A 16,713-nucleotide genomic window follows, 5' to 3' on the forward strand; every position below is an offset into this window, starting at 1 on the left:
GGGCGTTTTGCTTTGGGGCTAGTTCGCTGTGGCCAGCCCGGCGACCCACGCCTTGGTGGCCGGAAAATTGTCCATCGCACGTTGATATCCCTCGCGCGCCGTGGTCCGCGCGATGTAGTTCAGCTCCGCTGGGCCAAAAGCGAAGCCAATTGTACGCTGGGCAAATTGCAGTGCATAGGTCACCGAAATGTCGGCCGCAGTGAAGCGATCGCCTGCGATATAGGGCGTCTTCGCCAATTGGCGGCTCACGAGGCCAAGTCGGCTTTTGAAGGTGTCGAGCGCCCAGCCCGTCGTCCAGTTCGTCTGTTCGTTTTCAGGGGCGAGGATGATCGTCGCGACGATGGCATTGACCGGTCCGGCAAGCCCCGCCTCGCCCATATGGAGAAACTGCAGATAGGTAGCGAAGGCGGGATTATCGGGTTCCGGCGCCAGCGGCCCCGGGCCATAGCGTGCGAGCAGATATTCCATGATCGCGATCGACTCGACCATGATCGTTTCGCCGTCGACGATTGCGGGAATGAAGCCCGCTGGATTGATCGCGAGGAACTCGCTGTCATTCTCGAGCCCGCGCAGAAGGTCGACCGGCCGCATGTGATAAGGAAGCCCAAGCTCTTCGAGTAGCCAGGCCACGCGAAATCCTCGGCCTTCGCCGTACAGGGTGATCATGGAGGCTTTCCTCAATATTGGATCATGATGCGTCGCGCGAGCGCGGGGGAAATGCTATGAACGAGCCGCAGTAGCTTGGTCTGGCCTACCGCGACCTCGGCGCTGTTGGCCTTGATCCCACGGACGATCTCCGCCGCGCAGTCCGATGCCGTCATCATTTTGCCGCCGCGTCCCGAGGTCATATTTGTCGCGACGAGCGGCGGCAGTGCTTCCATCACCTTCACGCTGCTGGCCCGTAGCTGATAGCGGATCGCCTGCGTATAGCTGCGGAGCGCCGCCTTCGTCGCGCAATAGATTGGACCACCCGCGCGCGGCGCGAGCGCGAGGCCCGAGGTGATGTTGACGATCATCGCATCGCCCTGTGCCTTTAACTGTGGCAACAGGTGGGTAATCACTGCGATCGGGGCATAGAGGTTCGTGTCGATACATTGTGCCGCGCTGGCGAGCGACGGGATGTCGTCGAGTTCATAGTCGCTGCCGACGCCCGCATTGTTGACGAGCAGCGCGAGCGGCTTGCCGGCAACGCCCTCGACGATCGCATCGATGCCGGACTGTTGCGACAGGTCGCCGGCAATCGTGCTGAAGCCCAGTGCCGCCATCGCCTGCAGCTTTCCGGCCGATCGTCCCGTGACGATTACCTCGGCGCCGAGCCCCTGAAGCTGAAGCGCGATTTCGCGACCGATACCGTCGCTTCCGCCCGTGACGAGCGCGAGCTTTCCGCGAAGTTCCATAAGACCCCTCCTATGTTTTACCTCGCGCACTATGGCGGGTCGCATCGCCATCGCCTACATGCAAAATCATGGCCCGCCCCAATGCTCCCGACCGATTCAACGAAGAAAAAGCGACCTATGTGATCCGCGGCGGCGACGCCGAGGGCGACCAACCCGACCTCGAGCGCGGCGCCGAGGCGATCCGCAGCGTAGTGCGCAAATTGCCGACGCGTCCCGGGGTGTATCGGATGCTCGATGCCCGCGGCGACGTGCTTTATGTCGGCAAGGCTCGGGCGCTCAAGAACCGGGTAACGAACTACACGCAGGTCGCGCGCCTGCCGCAGCGGCTGCAGCGGATGGTGTCGCAAACGCGCGCGATGGAGATCGTGACGACGACGAGCGAGGCTGAGGCATTGCTGCTCGAAGCCCAGCTCATCAAAAGATACCGCCCGCCGTACAATGTGCTGCTGCGCGACGACAAAAGCTTTCCCTTCATCTTGCTGCGCACAGACCATGATTTCCCGCGGGTGCAGAAGCATCGCGGCGCCCGACGCGCCAAGGGACGCTATTACGGCCCGTTCGCGAGCGCCGGTTCGGTGGGTCAGACGCTCAATGCGCTGCAGAAGACTTTTCTACTGCGCAGTTGCACCGACAGCTTCTTCGCCAACCGCTCGCGGCCGTGCCTGCTCTATCAGATCAAACGCTGCAGCGCGCCGTGCGTCGATCGCATCTCGAAGGAAGATTATGCCGGCCTGGTGAATGACGCGCAGGACTTTCTTGAGGGGCGCTCGACCGCGGTGCAGAAGCGGCTGGGCGACGCGATGACCAAGGCCGCCGACGCGATGGATTATGAGCAGGCGGCGGTGATCCGTGACCGGCTTAAATCGCTGACCTTCATCCAGGGCAGCCAGTCGGTCCATGCCGACGGACTGGGCGACGCCGACGTCTTTGCGCTCGCGGCGAAGGGCGGGCAGCTCTGCATCGCAGGCTTTTTCATCCGTGGCGGGCAGAATTGGGGTCATCGCAGCTTCTTTCCCGCGCATGTGTCGGGCGTGCCCGAAAGCGAGGTGATGGCGAGCTTTCTGATGCAATTCTATGAAGGCGTACCGCCGCCGAAGCTCATCCTCGTCGACCGCGAGCCCGACGAATGCGCGCTGCTGGCCGAGGCATTGGGCGAGAGCGGCAGTCGCAAGGTCGAGATCAGCGTGCCGCAGCGGGGCAATCGTCGGCGTTTGCTCGAACAGGCGGTGCGCAATGCCGGCGAGGAACTCGACAGGCGGCTCGCCGAGAGCAGCAGTCAGGCCAAACTCGGGCGCGAACTCGCCGATCTGTTCGACCTCGAAAACCCGCCGCAGCGCATCGAAATCTATGACAACAGCCATATCCAAGGCACAAATGCGCTCGGTGCGATGGTTGTTGCCGGCCCCGAAGGCTGGATCAAGGGCGCCTACCGCAAGTTCAACATCAAGCGTGCCGAGACACAGCCCGGCGACGATTTCGCGATGATGCGAGAGGTATTCGAGCGTCGCTTCGCGCGGGCGATCGAGGAAGATCCCGAACGGACGAAGGGCGAGTGGCCCGACCTCGTGCTGATTGACGGCGGCAAGGGACAGGTGTCGGCGGCGGGGGCTGTGCTCGCCGAACTCGGCATCGACGACCTGACCTATGTCGGGGTGGCCAAGGGGCCCGATCGGAATGCCGGGCGCGAGACTTTCTATCATCCCGATGGGCGCGAATTCACGCTGCCGCCGAACAATGCCGTGCTTTTCTATATCCAGCGGCTCCGCGACGAGGCACATCGCTTTGCGATCGGCGCGCACCGGGCCAAGCGCGCGAAAGCGATGGGGTCGTCGCCGCTCGACGAAGTGCCGGGCATCGGCCCGTCGCGTAAGAAAGCGCTGCTGATGCATTTCGGCACCGCGCGCGCGGTGCGCGGCGCGAGCCTCGAGGATCTGCAGAAGGCCCCAGGCGTCAGCGCCGCGGTCGCGCAGGCGGTGCATGATTTCTATCATTCGGGACGATGAGGGGGACGATAATGGATTTTGCAGCAGCTATGCCGCTTGCGGGGACGCTCGGGGTCACGATCCACGAAGGCAGCAAAGACAGGGTGGCCGGCAAGCTGCCCGTGCGTGCGGAAATCTGCACGGCAGGCGGGATCGTCCATGGCGGGGCGATCATGGCCTTTGCTGATTGTCTCGGCGCCGTCGGGGCGTTTCTGACGTTGCCTGAAGGGGCGAACGGCACGACGACGATCGAGAGCAAGACCAACTTTCTCGGCGCTGGGCCGGTTGGATATGTGCTCGTCGGCGAAGCGACGCCCGTGAAGATCGGCAAGCGGTTGTCGGTGTGGCAGACGCGAATCCGCACCGAAGACGGCGCCGAGGTCGCGCTGGTGACGCAGACGCAGATGGTGCTTTGGCCAGCCTGACCGCCGATGCCATCGTCTGCGCGGTACGCGCGCATGGCGAGCATGGCGCGATTGTCCGCGCATTGACGCATGACGCGGGGCTGGTCGCCGGCTACGTGCGCGGTGGGCGTTCGACGCGACTGCGGCCGATCCTGATCCCTGGCAATCTCGTCGCACTCGAATTGCGTGCGCGGACCGAAGAGCAGCTTGCCGGCGCGACCGCCGAGCTACTGGAAAGCCGCGCGCCCCTACTAGCGGAGCCGCTGGCGGCGGCGGCGATCGACTGGGCGACAAGCCTGACGGCATCGACGCTGCCCGAAAGTCAGCCTTATCCGGCACTTTATTCGGCCCTTTCGGCCGTACTGGACGCGATCGGTGCGGCCTCTTCGGCGCGGCAATGGGCGGCCGCATTGGCACGCTACGAACTGCTGCTGCTCGCTGAACTCGGCTTTGGCCTGAATCTCGAGGAATGCGTCGTAACGGGAACATCCGCCGATCTGGCGTTCGTCAGCCCCAAGTCCGGAGGGGCGGTGAGCGTGGGCGCGGCGGCGGGTTATGAAGAGCGCCTGTTCCGCCTGCCGCCCTTTCTGCGGGGGCAGGATGCCAGTCCGCCGATGGACGATGTGCTCGCCGGTCTGATTATCACAGGTCACTTTCTCGACCGTGATGTCCTCGACGGACGCAACCGCGACTTGCTCACAGTGAGGGAAAGATTGGTCTCGCGGTTGGGCAGGGCGGTTGCGTGATCCGCTGCCGCTGTCTAAGCGGCTGGCGAGATACGAAAGGGCGACATAGTGCAAATCCTGCTGCTGGCTGGCGATGGTATCGGTCCGGAGATCATGGCGGAGGCCGAAAAGGTCATTGGCGCGCTGGCGCTTCCCGTGACGCTAGACCGCGCGCTGGTTGGTGGCGCCGCATATGAAGCCACCGGTCATCCGCTGCCGCCCGAGACGCTGGCGAAGGCGAAGGCCGCCGACGCGATCCTGTTCGGCGCGGTCGGCGATCCGCGGTTCGATAATGTCGAGCGCCATTTGCGCCCTGAGCAGGCTATCCTCGGCTTGCGTAGCGAACTCGGCCTGTTCGCCAATCTGCGTCCCGCCAAGCTGTTTGCCGGGCTGGAGGACAGCTCGGCTCTACGTCCCGAGGTCGCTGCGGCGATCGACCTGTTGATCGTCCGCGAGCTCAACGGCGACGTCTATTTCGGCGAAAAGGGAATGCGCACGACCGCGACGGGCGAGCGTGAAGGCTATGACATCATGTCATATAGCGAGAGCGAAGTACGCCGCATCGCGCATGTCGCATTCCGAGCGGCACAGGGGCGGCAGAAACGTCTATGCTCGGTTGACAAGGCCAATGTCCTCGAAACCTCGCAGTTGTGGCGCGATGTCGTGATCGAAGTCGCTGCTGACTATCCCGACGTGACGCTCAGCCATATGTATGTCGACAATGCCGCGATGCAGCTTGTGCGCAATCCGGGCCAGTTCGACGTGGTCGTTACCGGCAATTTGTTCGGCGACATCCTGTCCGATCAGGCATCGATGTGCGTCGGATCGATCGGGCTGCTCGCTTCGGCGTCGCTGAGCGAAAGCACGCAGGGACTATACGAACCGATCCATGGCAGCGCGCCCGATATCGCGGGTAAAGGCGTTGCCAATCCGCTTGCGATGATCCTGTCGCTCGCGATGCTGCTGCGGCACTCCGGTGGCGACGAGACGAGCGCGGCGCGGATTGAGGCTGCGGTGGCGACGGTGCTCGCCGACGGGTGCCGCGGCGCCGATCTGGGGGGCAATATGGGGACGACGGCATTGGGCGATGCGGTTGTTTCGGCTTTGAACGGATAAGAAGATGAAGAAAGATACGGGTCTCGATCGCAGCAAGACGAGGAACTGGCACCCCGCAACGCAGGCCGTGCGTGGTGGCACGTGGCGCAGCGAGCATGGCGAGACGTCGGAAGCGCTCTTCCTCTCGTCGGGCTATACCTATGACAGCGCCGAGGAAGTGGCGGCGCGCTTTGCCGGCGAAGAACAGGGCATGACCTATTCTCGTCTGCAAAACCCGACCGTGGCGATGCTTGAGGAGCGGATCGCGCTTATGGAAGGCGCCGAGGCATGTCGCGCACAGGCAACCGGCATGGCGGCGATGACGACGGCCTTGCTCTGTCAACTGTCGGCGGGCGACCATATCGTCGCCGCCAAGGCGGCTTTCGGCTCGTGCCGCTGGCTCGTCGATCATCTCTGTCCGCGCTTCGGGATCGAGACGACCGTCGTCGATGGTCGCGACAACGACGCCTGGGAAAAGGCGATCAAGCCGAACACGAAGGTGTTCTTCTTCGAAACCCCGGCGAATCCGACGATGGATATCGTCGACATGAAACATGTATGCGCGCTTGCGAAAGCGCACGGCATCACGAGCGTTGTCGACAATGCCTTTGCAACATCGGTGCTCCAGCGCCCGATGGATTTCGGCGCCGATGTGGTCGCCTATTCCGCAACAAAGCTGATGGACGGGCAGGGGCGCGTGCTCGCTGGGGCGGTCTGCGGAACCGAAAAGTTCATCAATGACGTGCTACTGCCGTTTCAGCGCAACACGGGGCCTAACCTGTCGCCGTTCAATGCTTGGGTCGTGCTCAAGGGACTGGAAACGCTAGACCTCCGTGCACGCCGCCAGTCGGAAAATTCGCTGGCGGTCGGCAAGGCGATCGAGAGCCGCGTGGCGCGCATGCTCCATCCGGGGCTCGCGAGCCACCCGCAGCACAATCTGGCGATGAGCCAGATGGAGGCATGCGGACCGATCTTCTCCTTCATCCTCGATGGCGGGCGTGAACAGGCGATGGCGCTGCTCAACGCGCTCGAACTCGTCGATATCTCGAACAATATTGGCGATTCGCGCAGCCTCTGCTGCCATCCCGCATCGACCACTCATTACGGCGTCAGCGCCGAAGCGCGCGCCGATATGGGCGTCGTAGAGGGCATGCTGCGCATCAATATCGGCCTTGAAGATCCACGTGATCTGATCGCGGATCTGGACCAGGCATTGACCAGGGTCGGGCTTTAGGTGAATTTGGCATGGAGATGATCGACTCCTTCTTCCCCTTTGCGGCGACCACCGGGTCGATCACCGTGCGCGTTGCGGTCAGCTATCTGCCCGAACAGTCGCACCCGGCGCTCGGTCGCTGGTTCTGGGCCTATCATGTCCGCGTCGAAAATCACGGCGAGGATGCGGTGCAGTTGATCAGCCGTCACTGGCGGATCAGCGACGGGCGCGGCCAGGTCAGCGAAGTCGAAGGCGAGGGGGTTGTCGGTGAACAGCCGCTAATCATTCCCGGCGGCGCCTATGACTATGTATCGGGCTGCCCGCTGCCGACCCCCGAAGGTTCGATGGTTGGGAGTTATGCGATGGAACTCGGTGACGGATCGCAAATCCTCGTCGCGATCCCGCATTTCCCGCTCGTGGCGCCTGCGACCGCGTCATGAAGCGTACCCATCTGCCCCTGAACGCGTTGCGCGTTTTCGATGCCGCTGCCCGGCATTTGAGCTTTACGCGTGCCGCCGACGAACTCGCGGTCACCCCTGCGGCGGTCGGTCAACAGATCCGCGCGCTAGAGGATATGCTGGGCGTCGTGCTGTTCCGCCGTACGCCCAAGGGGCTCGAACTAACCGGAGAAGCCGATGCGGGGCTCGACGCGCTGCGGCAGGGTTTCCTGCAGTTCGAAGAATCGGTGCGCGCGATGCAGGCCGGCCAGTCGTCGCAGTCGCTGACGATCGCCGCACCGCGCGACCTCACCGCCAAATGGCTCGCGCCGCGGCTCGCGCGCTACAGCCAGCAGGCGCCTGATGTGCGCTTTACGCTCGTCTCCGCCGACACTGGGATCGATTTCACTGAGGCAAACCTGGACCTCGCGATCTTCTGGACCGACGGCGCGGGCGAGCATGAAGGCGTCGCGCTCGCCGACGCGCTGATGGTCACCGTCGCAGGGCCCGGCAGCAACAGCGACACGCGCATTGCCTGGCCCGGCTGTCCGGCAAGCGATGGCGAACCGGCACTGCGCCTTGGCGACGCGGGCCTCGCAATCGATGCCGCGGCAAATGGTTTGGGCCAGGCGAATGTGCCAGCGATGCTTGCGGAGGCCGATATCGCCTCGGGGCGTGTCCGGCAGGTTGGCGACAGCGTCGCGGTGAAGCGCGGCTATTGGCTCGTCGCGCCGACCCCGCAATGGCGGCAGGCGAAGGTCAAAGCGCTGGTTGCGGCGTTAACCGCCGCCTGATGTAACCGGGCCGCGTCGACGCCCGAATAACCCCGAAACCATAATCGGGGATATTCATGCTTAAAATTCTGGACAAACTGCCGCCTCAGACATTTGCGATCGGCGCGCTCCGCTGGTCGCTGCTGTTCATTTTCGCCCTTTTTGGCGTGGCGAAATTTGCGGCCTATGAAGCCCAAGGTGTGGCGGGCATCGCGATGCATTATCCGCTCTTTTCGTGGATGTACCCGCTGATTGGCGTGCAGGGGACCAGCAATGTCATCGGGACGATAGAACTGGCGACCGGCGTGCTGATCGCACTCGGGGCATGGTCGCATCGTGCAGGGCTGATCGGCGGCCTGATGGGCATGGCTACCTTCGTGATTACGCTCAGCTTCAGCTTCGGCGTGCCGCTATGGCAGGAAGGCTACGGCTTTCCCTTCATGGGTTCGACCGCACAATTTCTGTTCAAGGACGCGGTGCTGCTGGCGGGATGTCTGGCGCTGGCGCTGCATGCCGGTCATGCGCTGCGAGCGCGAGGAGGCGCGTGACCAGTCCGACGAACGGCGCAGTCTCGACATTGGCGTCGGGATTGTTCCAACTGGCGGTCACGACGAGCCATCCGCCGTCGCTCTTGCGTTGCCCGAGCAGGCTCATCGACAGCACGCCATTTTCCGACCCGCCCTTGTAGCCGAGATATTTCCAGTCGGCTGCGGCGACGGGGCCGACGCCATTGTTTATCGCCATCGCCTCGAGCAAGGTCTTCGACTGGCGCGCGCGCAAATCGATCATCAGCCGCGCTATGTCGTTCGGGCTTGCGAACCATTCGAGGCTTTCGATGTAGCGCGGCCCCGCCGTGAAACTGACCCCGTCGACGTTGGCGAGCGTCAGCTTTTCGCGATTATCCTCGATCAGCTTGCGCTGCGCCGCGTCATTGCCTTTGATAAAATCTGTGCGCAAATCATTGAAATTATTTCCCTTGAGCGCGAACCCCTCGACCGTCGTGAGCAATGGGATGTTGCGTGACGGGTCGCTGTGCCCGGCGCTCTTCATCCGCGCCTCGATCGGCTCGCGGCCGAGCAGGTGGATCAGCGTGTCGGTCGCGCCATTGTCGCTCACCGAAATCATCCAGTTGGCCAGGGTTTGCAGCGTTACCGGCGTATTCGTGGGCCAGTTCGCAGTGCCCGCGGAAGAAAAGCTGAAATGCGACAGCGGCACGACATCGGCCCAGCGGCGCTTGCCTGCCGCGACCTGCGCCGCAAGCTCATCGAGAATATAGAGTTTGAAGGTCGAGCCCGTCGCGAATTGCCGGTCGGCGTTGGCGAAGGCGAGGGGACGAATGGCGGTGCCATCGAGTTCGGCGACGAGAAAACCAGCATGACCGGGCAGTTTTGCAATCTCGGCCGCCACTTTGTCGAAGCTGTCGTTCGCGACCGTCACACCCGTCACCCGAAGTCCGGTCACGCGTTCGTCGGCCGCGACGCCAACATCGAGCAGAACGGTCGCAACACCCCGCTCGAAGCGCAACAGGACGGTTCCCGAACGCTCGCCCGTCGGCGCTACTCGGTCGATCGCGACCGGTTCGCCATATTGCTCCACGAGTCCGGCGCTGAAGGCGTCGAACTGTGCTTCGGGGACCGCCGCTTGGAAGTGCGGATCGAAATAGGCCGAATAGGCAATCCTGCCCGCAAACAGGTCGACCAGTTGCGCCGCGCGTTTGTCCAACGCGGCCTGAGCGGTCGGCGTTGTCGTTTCGGTAGGCTGTATTGCGACCGCCGGGGATGGCGTGCCCAGCGAGATGGACGCTGCGGTCATCGCTATTGGCAGAAAACGGATCATTCCCTCTCTCCTTCAACGCCTGCCGTTGCCGCGTCGAGCCGTTCGATCTGTTTGCGAAGCATGGCTGCCGCGTGGCGGTTGAGCAACCAGATGCCAAGAAGGATCAGTGCCGGGATCGCGGCAAAACCGACGAAACCGAAGATGCTATCGAAACCGTTCGCCGCAGCGAGTCCAGCCATGAAGACGACGAGGCCCGGGACGAGGGGTCCGATATACCAAAGGCCGACACTCGCCAGCATCCGCTCCTCGGTCGCGAGGCGGGTCCGGTAATGGATGCGCACATTGGCCGCTTCCGCGTCGGAATCGGGCTTCGACGTGCGGCACGAAAGTTGCCAAGCCATTATGAACCCGCCGGCGATCACAAGAAGGCTACCCACCTTGAGCAATATTCCGGGCAGGACCAGTGCATAGAGGCCGAAGATCAGAGTAACAAAGGCGGTAGCGATATATTCGCGGCGATTGCGCCTGCCGATCGCGCGGCTGAGCATGGCGGCCCGCGATTTGACTTCGGCGAGCGACAGCGGCTCGACTGCCGCGCCGCTATCCAGCCACAGGCTATGCAGGCTGTCGTCATCAAGGCGGGTCATGATATATCTCCGGGCTGCGCATAGCGGTGCGTCAACATCGCCTTGAACCGATAGATTTTCGTCGCGACGGAATCGGAAGAGACCCCTGTGATTTCGCCGATCTCAGCCGCGGCGATGCCTTCAAGATAGAGCAGCAATATCTGCCGGTCGGGCGGATCGAGCCGGTCGATGATCGACAGGATTTGCGCCATTGCCTGTTCGCTCGTCGCCCGCTCGAACGGGGTCGGGTCGTCAGACGGCAAGTCGATATCTTCAAGATGAGTCCAGCGCTGACGGCTGTGGCGGCGCCGCGTGATGACGTGCGACGTCGCGCGGTTATGCGCGACGCGCCAGACCCAGGTGCTCAGCGAGCAACGACCGTCGAAGCGAGCGAAGCTTTGCCAGAGCGCGACCTGGATATCCTGTTCGAGATCGCGGCGAAGCTCGGCATCGGCTTCATAGCCGCGCGCCATGCGGGCAATCGCGCCGCCGAAGCGCGCGATGGCGTCGGTAAATAGCTGATCCTGCTCGGCTTCGGTCACCCGAAATCTCCAGTCCCTATCCTCGTCTAGCTATTTAGTCGGCCGTCGCGAGACTTTCTGACAGGGGCGGGGATTCTTTTTCTTCAGGCGTCGATTGCGGCCCCGTCGAGGCTTGCGGCATTCGCCTGGATGAACTGGAAGCGATGCTCGGGATGCTTCCCCATCAGCCGGTCGACCAAATCCTTGACCTGATGCCGCTCTTCATATTCCTGCGGCAGCGTGACGCGGAGCATGGAGCGCGTCGTCGGGTCCATGGTGGTTTCCTTGAGCTGGCCCGGGTTCATTTCGCCCAAGCCCTTGAAGCGCCCGACCTCGACCTTCTTGCCCTTGAACATCGTCGCCTCAAGTTCGGCACGGTGCGCGTCGTCGCGGGCATAGGCCGACACGCTCCCAGCCGTCAGGCGATAGAGCGGCGGCTGCGCGAGATAGACATGCCCGTTTCGCACGATGTCGGGCATTTCCTGGAAAAAGAAGGTCATCAGCAGCGTCGCGATATGGGCACCGTCGACGTCGGCATCCGTCATGATTACGATCTTTTCGTAACGGAGGCGATCGGAGTCGCAATCCTTGCGCATTCCGCAACCGAGCGCGAGCCCGAGATCGGCGATTTCCTGATTGGCGCGAATCTTGTCGGCGCTGGCGCTTGCGACGTTCAGTATCTTGCCACGGATCGGCAGGATCGCCTGCGTTTTGCGGTCGCGCGCTTGCTTGGCGCTGCCGCCCGCGCTGTCGCCTTCGACGATAAACAATTCCGTGCCTTCGGGGCCATCGTTCGCACAATCGGTGAGCTTGCCGGGCAGGCGGAGCTTACGCCCGCTCGTTGCAGTCTTGCGCTTGACCTCGCGTTCGGCCTTGCGCTTCAATCGCTCATCCATCCGGTCGAGGACAAGGCCGAGCAACGCGCGGCCGCGGTCCATGTTGTCCGACAGGAAATGGTCGAAATGATCGCGCACGGCATTCTCGGTGAAGCGCGCGGCCTCGGGGCTCGAAAGCCGGTCCTTCGTCTGGCTCTGGAACTGCGGGTCGCGGATGAATACCGACAGCATCATCTCACCGCCGTTGAACACATCCTCGGCGGTGATCTGAGCCGCTTTCTTCTGACCGATCAACTCGCCGAATGCGCGCAAACCCTTGGTGAGCGCGGCGCGCAGGCCCGCTTCGTGCGTGCCGCCGGCGGGTGTCGGAATGGTGTTGCAATACCAGCTATACGACCCGTCGGACCACAAAGGCCAGGCGATCGCCCATTCGGCGCGGCCCTGTTCGCCCGGAAATTCCTGACGCCCTACGAATGGCTCGGCGGTGGCGCATTCGCGCGTGCCGATCTGTTCCTTGAGGTGGTCGGCAAGGCCGCCTGGAAACTGGAACACCGCCTCGGCGGGCGTGTCGTCGCCTATAAGTTCGGGCGCGCATTTCCAGCGGATTTCAACGCCTGCGAACAGATATGCCTTCGAGCGCGCCATGCGATAGAGGCGCTGCGGCTTGAAACGGCCATGCTCGCCGAAGATTTCGGGATCGGGAATGAAGGATACGCTTGTCCCGCGCCGGTTCGGCGTCGGGCCCAGCTCCTCAAGCCCGCCGAGCGGCGTGCCGCGCGAAAAACGTTGGCGATAGAGCTGCTTGCTGCGCGCAACCTCGATCTCGGTCTCGACCGACAGTGCGTTGACGACGCTCACCCCGACGCCGTGGAGGCCGCCCGACGTCGCATAGGCCTTCCCCTCGAACTTACCGCCCGAGTGGAGCATGGTCATGATGACTTCGAGTGCCGATTTACCAGGAAATTTCGGGTGCGGGTCGACGGGCATGCCGCGGCCATTGTCGACGACGGTAAGGCGGTTTCCAACGTCGAGGGTGACTTCGATGCGCGTCGCATGTCCTGCGACCGCTTCGTCCATACTGTTGTCGATCACCTCGGCGGCAAGGTGATGCAGCGCGCGCTCGTCGGTCCCGCCGATATACATGCCGGGGCGGCGGCGGACGGGTTCGAGCCCTTCGAGCACCTCGATCTGCGAGGCGTTGTAGCTGTCGGTCGCGGGCTGGTTGCTGTCGAACAAATCGTGACTCATGCTGTGGCTATACGGGGCCGGGAAGGGCGCTGGCAAGCGGGGTTTTCAGCCTAAGTCCCGCACCCCGGTGCGGGCTCGGCTCATCGCATTTCGGCCACATGAAGGAACTTTGGCGGACGCCCCCGGGTTGGGGTCGGGACCTAAAGGTCACTAAAAAGTGGAGTAATAACAATGAAATTCGCAGCTCTCCTAGCCGTTTCGGCGGCGCCTTTGCTCGCCGTTCCGGCCTTCGCACAGGACCGCGATCCAGCACAGGATTTCAACGGTCCCTATATCTCGATCGGCGGCGGCGCGTCGCTTCAGGGAAATGACCGTGGTGAGACCCTGACCTTCGACACCAACCGCGACGGTACCTATGGCGATCCGGTCAACACCGCGGGCGGTACCGACGCTTTCGCACCCGGCTTCTGTAACGGCGCCGCGACGGGCACGGCCAACAGCGGCTGCCGTAACGACAGGGACGGCGCCGAATTCTTCGGGCGCCTCGGCTATGATCGCCGCATGGGCAATTTCGTGCTCGGCGCAGTCGTCGAGGGCGGTCACAGCGTTGCACGCGACAGCGTCAGCGGCTTTTCGACCACCCCTGCCAGCTACACGATGAGCCGCGAGGCCGATTATCAGGCGAATGCGCGCCTGCGTGCCGGTTACACCCCGGGCGGCGGCGCGCTCTTCTATGTGACGGGCGGCGGCGCCTATGCACGGCTCGACAACAAGTTTGCGACGTCGAACACTGTAAACAGCTTTGCTGATAACGGTAAAACCAACGCATGGGGCTATGCCGTCGGCGGCGGCGCCGAGGTGATGGTCACGAACAATATCGGGCTGGGCCTCGAATATCTGTACACCGATGTGAAGGATAAGGATTATGTCGTGAACGTCGGTGCGGGGACAGCCCCGGCGACCAACCCGTTCCTACTGAACGGCGGCGGGACAGATATCCGCCGTAGCGACCCAAATTTCCGGACGCACAGCGTGCGCGGGACGTTGAGTTACCGCTTCTGACCTCTTGGGAGCGGAAAGGGAGGCGCCGGGTCCATGATCCGGCGCCTTACCTATGCCTGGCGCGCATGCGGCGCGGCGAAAATCGCGAAATTGCCGTTCGCGCTGCTGACGAGGCGGCCGTCCTGATAGAGGCGCGCGTCGATGTTCGCGACTCGCTTGCCGCGGTGGAGCACTTCGGCCTCGCAGGTCAGCCGGCCTTCGCCGACGCGGACATGATAGTTGAACTTGATTTCAAGCGTCGCACACCACTGATCGTCGGCAAGCACGCTGGTCAGCGCGCCGCCCATCGCGGTATCGGCGAGCGAATAGGCGACGCCGCCATGCGCAGCGCCCTGCGGGCTGAAATGACGCGCAGGTTCGATATCGATCGCCATCGAACAGCGCCCGTCGCCGCGCTCGACCATTTGCAGGCCGAGCGCGCGGGCGAATTCGAAATCCTGCCCGAAAGGCCTCACCGGACGCGTCTTAACGAACTCGGGGACCACCGAACGGCGGGGGCGGGGGCGGGCGGCGCGTTCCGCGGGGGAGCTGTGCCTGATAGGCGCGGCCGCAATGCTCGACGCAATAGGGGAAGCCGGGGTTCACGGCCTCTCCGCAGAAATGGAAGTCGGGCTCGCCCGGATGCCCCATCGGCCAGCGGCAGATACGGTCGTTGAGATCGAGCAGGCTCGTCTTGTCGGCAATCTCCGGGCTCGGCTTAGCGGGCACCAGCCGACGCGGCGGCGCCGGCGGGATCGGCGCCTGCTGGTCGCCGGGACCCTGACGGATGAAGCCGCCGGGGCCGATCGAAACGATGCGCGGAGCATCGGGCTTCGGCGCGGCTTCAACGCCATCCTCATCGGCTGCCTCGACGGGCGGTTTGGGTTCGGGCCTCGGCGCCGCGGCGACCGGGCGCGGCGCGACAGGCGCAGCGGGGCGTGATGCGGCAACCGGTGCTACTGGTTTCGGTGCGGCGGGTGCAGCGGGCTTCGCCGGCTTTGCGACCTTTTCGGTTGCCTTCACGGGTGAAGGACGCGATTTCAGGCCAAGACGATGCGCCTTGCCGATTACTGCGTTGCGGCTGACCCCGCCAAGTTCGTCGGCGATCTGGCTGGCGGTCAGACCTTTTTCCCACATGCTGCGCAGCTGTTCGATGCGCTCGTCAGTCCATGACATGCTTTATATTCCTCATCATTCCACGCAGCAGGCAGCGATACAGTCTCTCAATCGGTCCTTGCGGAACGGTGTTTCGACGGCCCAGCTTGCGGTAAGATCGGGGAGGCGATAGGCGAGAACGCCATGAACGACCAGCCCCAAATTTCGAACCCCGACTCAGCAAATATCCGTGCGGTTCCGGCTTTCGCCGAACCCGGCGTCCCGCACATCCACACGCTGAACGTGCCGGGCATGCAGGCCCTATATGTCAAGGAGGTGCGGCGGTTTTTCAAGGTCCAGCTCCAAACAATCTGGGCTCCGGCAATCACCACCCTCCTTTTCCTCGTCATTTTCACCGTCGCACTGGGCGGCGCGGGGCGTACCGTGATCGGCGTGCCCTTCGCCGATTTCATCGCGCCGGGGCTCATAATGATGGCGATGCTGCAAAACAGCTTCGCCAATTCGAGCTTTTCGCTGCTCGTCGGCAAGATCCAGGGAACCATCGTCGACTATCTGATGCCTCCGCTCGCGGTCGGCGAACTCATCATCGCGCTCGTCGGCGCGGCGATTACCCGTGCGCTGCTCGTCGGGTTGGCGTTGTGGCTCGCGATGCTGCTCTGGCCGGGCGTGCATGTCATGCCCGACCATCTCTGGGCAGTCGCCGTCTTCGGCGTGCTCGGGGCCTCGATGCTTGCCTTCCTTGGCCTCATCACGTCGATCTGGGCCGAGAAATTCGACCATGCCGCCGCCGTAACCAATTTCGTCGTCACGCCGCTCGCCTTGCTTTCAGGCACTTTCTATTCGGTCGACAAGCTGGCGCCCTGGTTCCAGACGATCGCGCACGGCAACCCCGTCTATTATGCGATCATGGGCTTTCGGTACGGCTTTATCGGTACGGTCGATTCGACGATCGCGAATCCGGTACTGACCGCTGCGCTGTTCCTTGTGGCCGTGAATGTCGTGCTCGGGCTGATAACCTATCGCTTGCTGCGGTCGGGCTGGAAGCTGAAAGCCTGACCTGCGTTTAGTGGCGATGGATGGCGCGGACGCGGTAGCGTCCGTGGTCGAGCCCTTCGAACATAGCGTCGATCTGCGGATGGTCGATCGGTCCAGCGTCGCCGTCAGCGACCAGATTCTGCTGGCTGACATAAGCGATGTAGGACGAATCGCCGTTTTCGGCGAGCAGATGATAATAGGGCTGCTCCTTCGCCGGACGAATATCCTCGGGGATCGCTTCATACCATTCGTCGCTGTTCGCGAAGACGGGATCGATGTCAAAGACGACGCCGCGAAAGTCGAACATGCGATGGCGCACGATATCGCCCGGCGCAAAACGTGCGCGGCCGATGAGCGGCGCAGTAACGGCCGCGGGAAGTTCGGATGAAGAGTCGGGGGTCATATGGTCAATCTATGGCAGTTTACGCGCGTTTCAAGTCCGTTACATTCCTATCCGGCTGTGGTTTGCCGATTCGGGCTGTGATCAGCGTTACAGATGCATTGGCGATGCGGGCTAAATAGGCCCTCCGGCTTTTGCATATCCCGTT

Annotated in this window: 19 protein-coding genes; 10 read left to right on the forward strand and 9 right to left on the reverse strand. The window is 63.1% G+C overall.

Annotated features, from left to right (window positions below; genetic code table 11):
- Positions 1 to 18: 18 nt before the first annotated feature.
- Entirely contained in the window at positions 19 to 666 is a 648-nt protein-coding gene (locus tag KEC45_RS07875; protein ID WP_252171887.1) for a glutathione S-transferase family protein, read from the reverse strand.
- An 11-nt stretch (positions 667 to 677) separates the two neighbouring features.
- Positions 678 to 1,397 carry an SDR family oxidoreductase gene (locus KEC45_RS07880; RefSeq protein WP_252171888.1) on the reverse strand — a complete coding sequence of 240 codons (720 nt, stop codon included), beginning with the start codon at positions 1,395 to 1,397 and terminating at the stop codon, positions 678 to 680.
- Positions 1,398 to 1,465: 68 nt separating this feature from the next.
- Here KEC45_RS07880 and uvrC point away from each other — a divergent pair, with 68 nt between their 5' ends.
- The 8 genes from uvrC (at position 1,466) to KEC45_RS07920 (ending at position 8,574) form a co-directional block, all read left to right on the forward strand.
- Positions 1,466 to 3,400, forward strand: coding sequence for an excinuclease ABC subunit UvrC (uvrC, locus tag KEC45_RS07885; RefSeq protein ID WP_252171889.1), 1,935 nt, complete (start codon positions 1,466 to 1,468; stop codon positions 3,398 to 3,400).
- Between the two features lie 11 nt (positions 3,401 to 3,411).
- Positions 3,412 to 3,804: a PaaI family thioesterase gene (locus KEC45_RS07890; RefSeq protein WP_252171890.1), complete on the forward strand. Its 393-nt coding sequence runs from the start codon at positions 3,412 to 3,414 to the stop codon at positions 3,802 to 3,804.
- Positions 3,792 to 4,529 carry a DNA repair protein RecO gene (gene recO, locus KEC45_RS07895; RefSeq protein WP_252171891.1) on the forward strand — a complete coding sequence of 246 codons (738 nt, stop codon included), beginning with the start codon at positions 3,792 to 3,794 and terminating at the stop codon, positions 4,527 to 4,529. The genes KEC45_RS07890 and recO overlap by 13 nt, the downstream gene beginning before the upstream one ends.
- Before the next feature lie 93 nt (positions 4,530 to 4,622).
- Positions 4,623 to 5,624 (forward strand): 3-isopropylmalate dehydrogenase, encoded by a 1,002-nt coding sequence (gene leuB, locus KEC45_RS07900; RefSeq protein ID WP_238586725.1) that lies wholly within the window; start codon positions 4,623 to 4,625, stop codon positions 5,622 to 5,624.
- Between the two features lie 4 nt (positions 5,625 to 5,628).
- Positions 5,629 to 6,837 carry a PLP-dependent aspartate aminotransferase family protein gene (locus KEC45_RS07905; RefSeq protein ID WP_062181033.1) on the forward strand — a complete coding sequence of 403 codons (1,209 nt, stop codon included), beginning with the start codon at positions 5,629 to 5,631 and terminating at the stop codon, positions 6,835 to 6,837.
- 17 nt (positions 6,838 to 6,854) lie between these two features.
- Positions 6,855 to 7,256, forward strand: a complete 402-nt coding sequence (gene apaG, locus KEC45_RS07910) for a Co2+/Mg2+ efflux protein ApaG (protein ID WP_252172028.1) — start codon at positions 6,855 to 6,857, stop codon at positions 7,254 to 7,256.
- Positions 7,253 to 8,047 (forward strand): LysR family transcriptional regulator, encoded by a 795-nt coding sequence (locus KEC45_RS07915; protein ID WP_252171892.1) that lies wholly within the window; start codon positions 7,253 to 7,255, stop codon positions 8,045 to 8,047. Before apaG ends, KEC45_RS07915 begins: the two co-directional genes overlap by 4 nt.
- Before the next feature lie 56 nt (positions 8,048 to 8,103).
- Positions 8,104 to 8,574, forward strand: coding sequence for a DUF417 family protein (locus tag KEC45_RS07920; RefSeq protein WP_252171893.1), 471 nt, complete (start codon positions 8,104 to 8,106; stop codon positions 8,572 to 8,574).
- Here KEC45_RS07920 and KEC45_RS07925 read toward each other — a convergent pair.
- From KEC45_RS07925 to parE, 4 genes are all read right to left on the reverse strand, one after another.
- Entirely contained in the window at positions 8,492 to 9,862 is a 1,371-nt protein-coding gene (locus tag KEC45_RS07925; protein ID WP_252171894.1) for a serine hydrolase, read from the reverse strand. The two genes, KEC45_RS07920 and KEC45_RS07925, sit on opposite strands and share 83 nt — an antisense overlap.
- Complete coding sequence (locus tag KEC45_RS07930) at positions 9,859 to 10,449, reverse strand: hypothetical protein (protein ID WP_252171895.1); 591 nt, start codon at positions 10,447 to 10,449, stop codon at positions 9,859 to 9,861. Before KEC45_RS07930 ends, KEC45_RS07925 begins: the two co-directional genes overlap by 4 nt.
- Positions 10,446 to 10,970 carry an RNA polymerase sigma factor gene (locus KEC45_RS07935; protein ID WP_252171896.1) on the reverse strand — a complete coding sequence of 175 codons (525 nt, stop codon included), beginning with the start codon at positions 10,968 to 10,970 and terminating at the stop codon, positions 10,446 to 10,448. The genes KEC45_RS07930 and KEC45_RS07935 overlap by 4 nt, the downstream gene beginning before the upstream one ends.
- 83 nt (positions 10,971 to 11,053) lie before the next feature.
- Positions 11,054 to 13,033, reverse strand: coding sequence for a DNA topoisomerase IV subunit B (gene parE / locus KEC45_RS07940; protein ID WP_252171897.1), 1,980 nt, complete (start codon positions 13,031 to 13,033; stop codon positions 11,054 to 11,056).
- Positions 13,034 to 13,204: 171 nt separating this feature from the next.
- Here parE and KEC45_RS07945 point away from each other — a divergent pair, with 171 nt between their 5' ends.
- The gene (locus KEC45_RS07945; RefSeq protein ID WP_252171898.1) at positions 13,205 to 14,035 is read left to right on the forward strand and encodes an outer membrane protein; all 831 of its coding nucleotides are present in this window, start codon (positions 13,205 to 13,207) and stop codon (positions 14,033 to 14,035) included.
- Between the two features lie 50 nt (positions 14,036 to 14,085).
- On the opposite strand, the gene KEC45_RS07950 is transcribed toward KEC45_RS07945, so the two are convergent.
- Both KEC45_RS07950 and KEC45_RS07955 read right to left on the reverse strand, forming a co-directional pair.
- Positions 14,086 to 14,490: a PaaI family thioesterase gene (locus tag KEC45_RS07950; protein ID WP_252171899.1), complete on the reverse strand. Its 405-nt coding sequence runs from the start codon at positions 14,488 to 14,490 to the stop codon at positions 14,086 to 14,088.
- A gap of 10 nt (positions 14,491 to 14,500) precedes the next feature.
- A complete protein-coding gene (locus KEC45_RS07955) occupies positions 14,501 to 15,190 on the reverse strand; it encodes a GcrA family cell cycle regulator (protein WP_062181006.1) in 690 nt (229 codons plus the stop codon).
- Positions 15,191 to 15,313: 123 nt separating this feature from the next.
- Between KEC45_RS07955 and KEC45_RS07960 the strand changes: the two genes are divergently transcribed.
- On the forward strand, positions 15,314 to 16,186 hold the full coding sequence (locus KEC45_RS07960) for an ABC transporter permease (RefSeq protein WP_062181003.1): 873 nt from the start codon (positions 15,314 to 15,316) through the stop codon (positions 16,184 to 16,186).
- Between the two features lie 7 nt (positions 16,187 to 16,193).
- On the opposite strand, the gene hspQ is transcribed toward KEC45_RS07960, so the two are convergent.
- Positions 16,194 to 16,568, reverse strand: coding sequence for a heat shock protein HspQ (gene hspQ, locus KEC45_RS07965; RefSeq protein ID WP_252171900.1), 375 nt, complete (start codon positions 16,566 to 16,568; stop codon positions 16,194 to 16,196).
- Positions 16,569 to 16,713 lie beyond the last annotated feature (145 nt).

This window comes from Sphingopyxis sp. USTB-05 (assembly GCF_023822045.1).
Lineage (GTDB): Bacteria > Pseudomonadota > Alphaproteobacteria > Sphingomonadales > Sphingomonadaceae > Sphingopyxis.

Excerpts from the sequence above, each read along its gene's own strand:
- KEC45_RS07875 (WP_252171887.1), bottom strand. The coding sequence starts at position 666 with ATGATCACCCTGTACGGCGAAGGCCGAGGATTTCGCGTGGCCTGGCTA.
- KEC45_RS07880 (WP_252171888.1), bottom strand. The coding sequence starts at position 1,397 with ATGGAACTTCGCGGAAAGCTCGCGCTCGTCACGGGCGGAAGCGACGGT.
- uvrC (WP_252171889.1), top strand. The coding sequence starts at position 1,466 with ATGGCCCGCCCCAATGCTCCCGACCGATTCAACGAAGAAAAAGCGACC.
- KEC45_RS07890 (WP_252171890.1), top strand. The coding sequence starts at position 3,412 with ATGGATTTTGCAGCAGCTATGCCGCTTGCGGGGACGCTCGGGGTCACG.
- leuB (WP_238586725.1), top strand. The coding sequence starts at position 4,623 with ATGGCGGAGGCCGAAAAGGTCATTGGCGCGCTGGCGCTTCCCGTGACG.
- KEC45_RS07905 (WP_062181033.1), top strand. The coding sequence starts at position 5,629 with ATGAAGAAAGATACGGGTCTCGATCGCAGCAAGACGAGGAACTGGCAC.
- apaG (WP_252172028.1), top strand. The coding sequence starts at position 6,855 with ATGATCGACTCCTTCTTCCCCTTTGCGGCGACCACCGGGTCGATCACC.
- KEC45_RS07915 (WP_252171892.1), top strand. The coding sequence starts at position 7,253 with ATGAAGCGTACCCATCTGCCCCTGAACGCGTTGCGCGTTTTCGATGCC.
- KEC45_RS07920 (WP_252171893.1), top strand. The coding sequence starts at position 8,104 with ATGCTTAAAATTCTGGACAAACTGCCGCCTCAGACATTTGCGATCGGC.
- KEC45_RS07925 (WP_252171894.1), bottom strand. The coding sequence starts at position 9,862 with ATGATCCGTTTTCTGCCAATAGCGATGACCGCAGCGTCCATCTCGCTG.
- KEC45_RS07930 (WP_252171895.1), bottom strand. The coding sequence starts at position 10,449 with ATGACCCGCCTTGATGACGACAGCCTGCATAGCCTGTGGCTGGATAGC.
- parE (WP_252171897.1), bottom strand. The coding sequence starts at position 13,033 with ATGAGTCACGATTTGTTCGACAGCAACCAGCCCGCGACCGACAGCTAC.
- KEC45_RS07945 (WP_252171898.1), top strand. The coding sequence starts at position 13,205 with ATGAAATTCGCAGCTCTCCTAGCCGTTTCGGCGGCGCCTTTGCTCGCC.
- KEC45_RS07955 (WP_062181006.1), bottom strand. The coding sequence starts at position 15,190 with ATGTCATGGACTGACGAGCGCATCGAACAGCTGCGCAGCATGTGGGAA.
- KEC45_RS07960 (WP_062181003.1), top strand. The coding sequence starts at position 15,314 with ATGAACGACCAGCCCCAAATTTCGAACCCCGACTCAGCAAATATCCGT.
- hspQ (WP_252171900.1), bottom strand. The coding sequence starts at position 16,568 with ATGACCCCCGACTCTTCATCCGAACTTCCCGCGGCCGTTACTGCGCCG.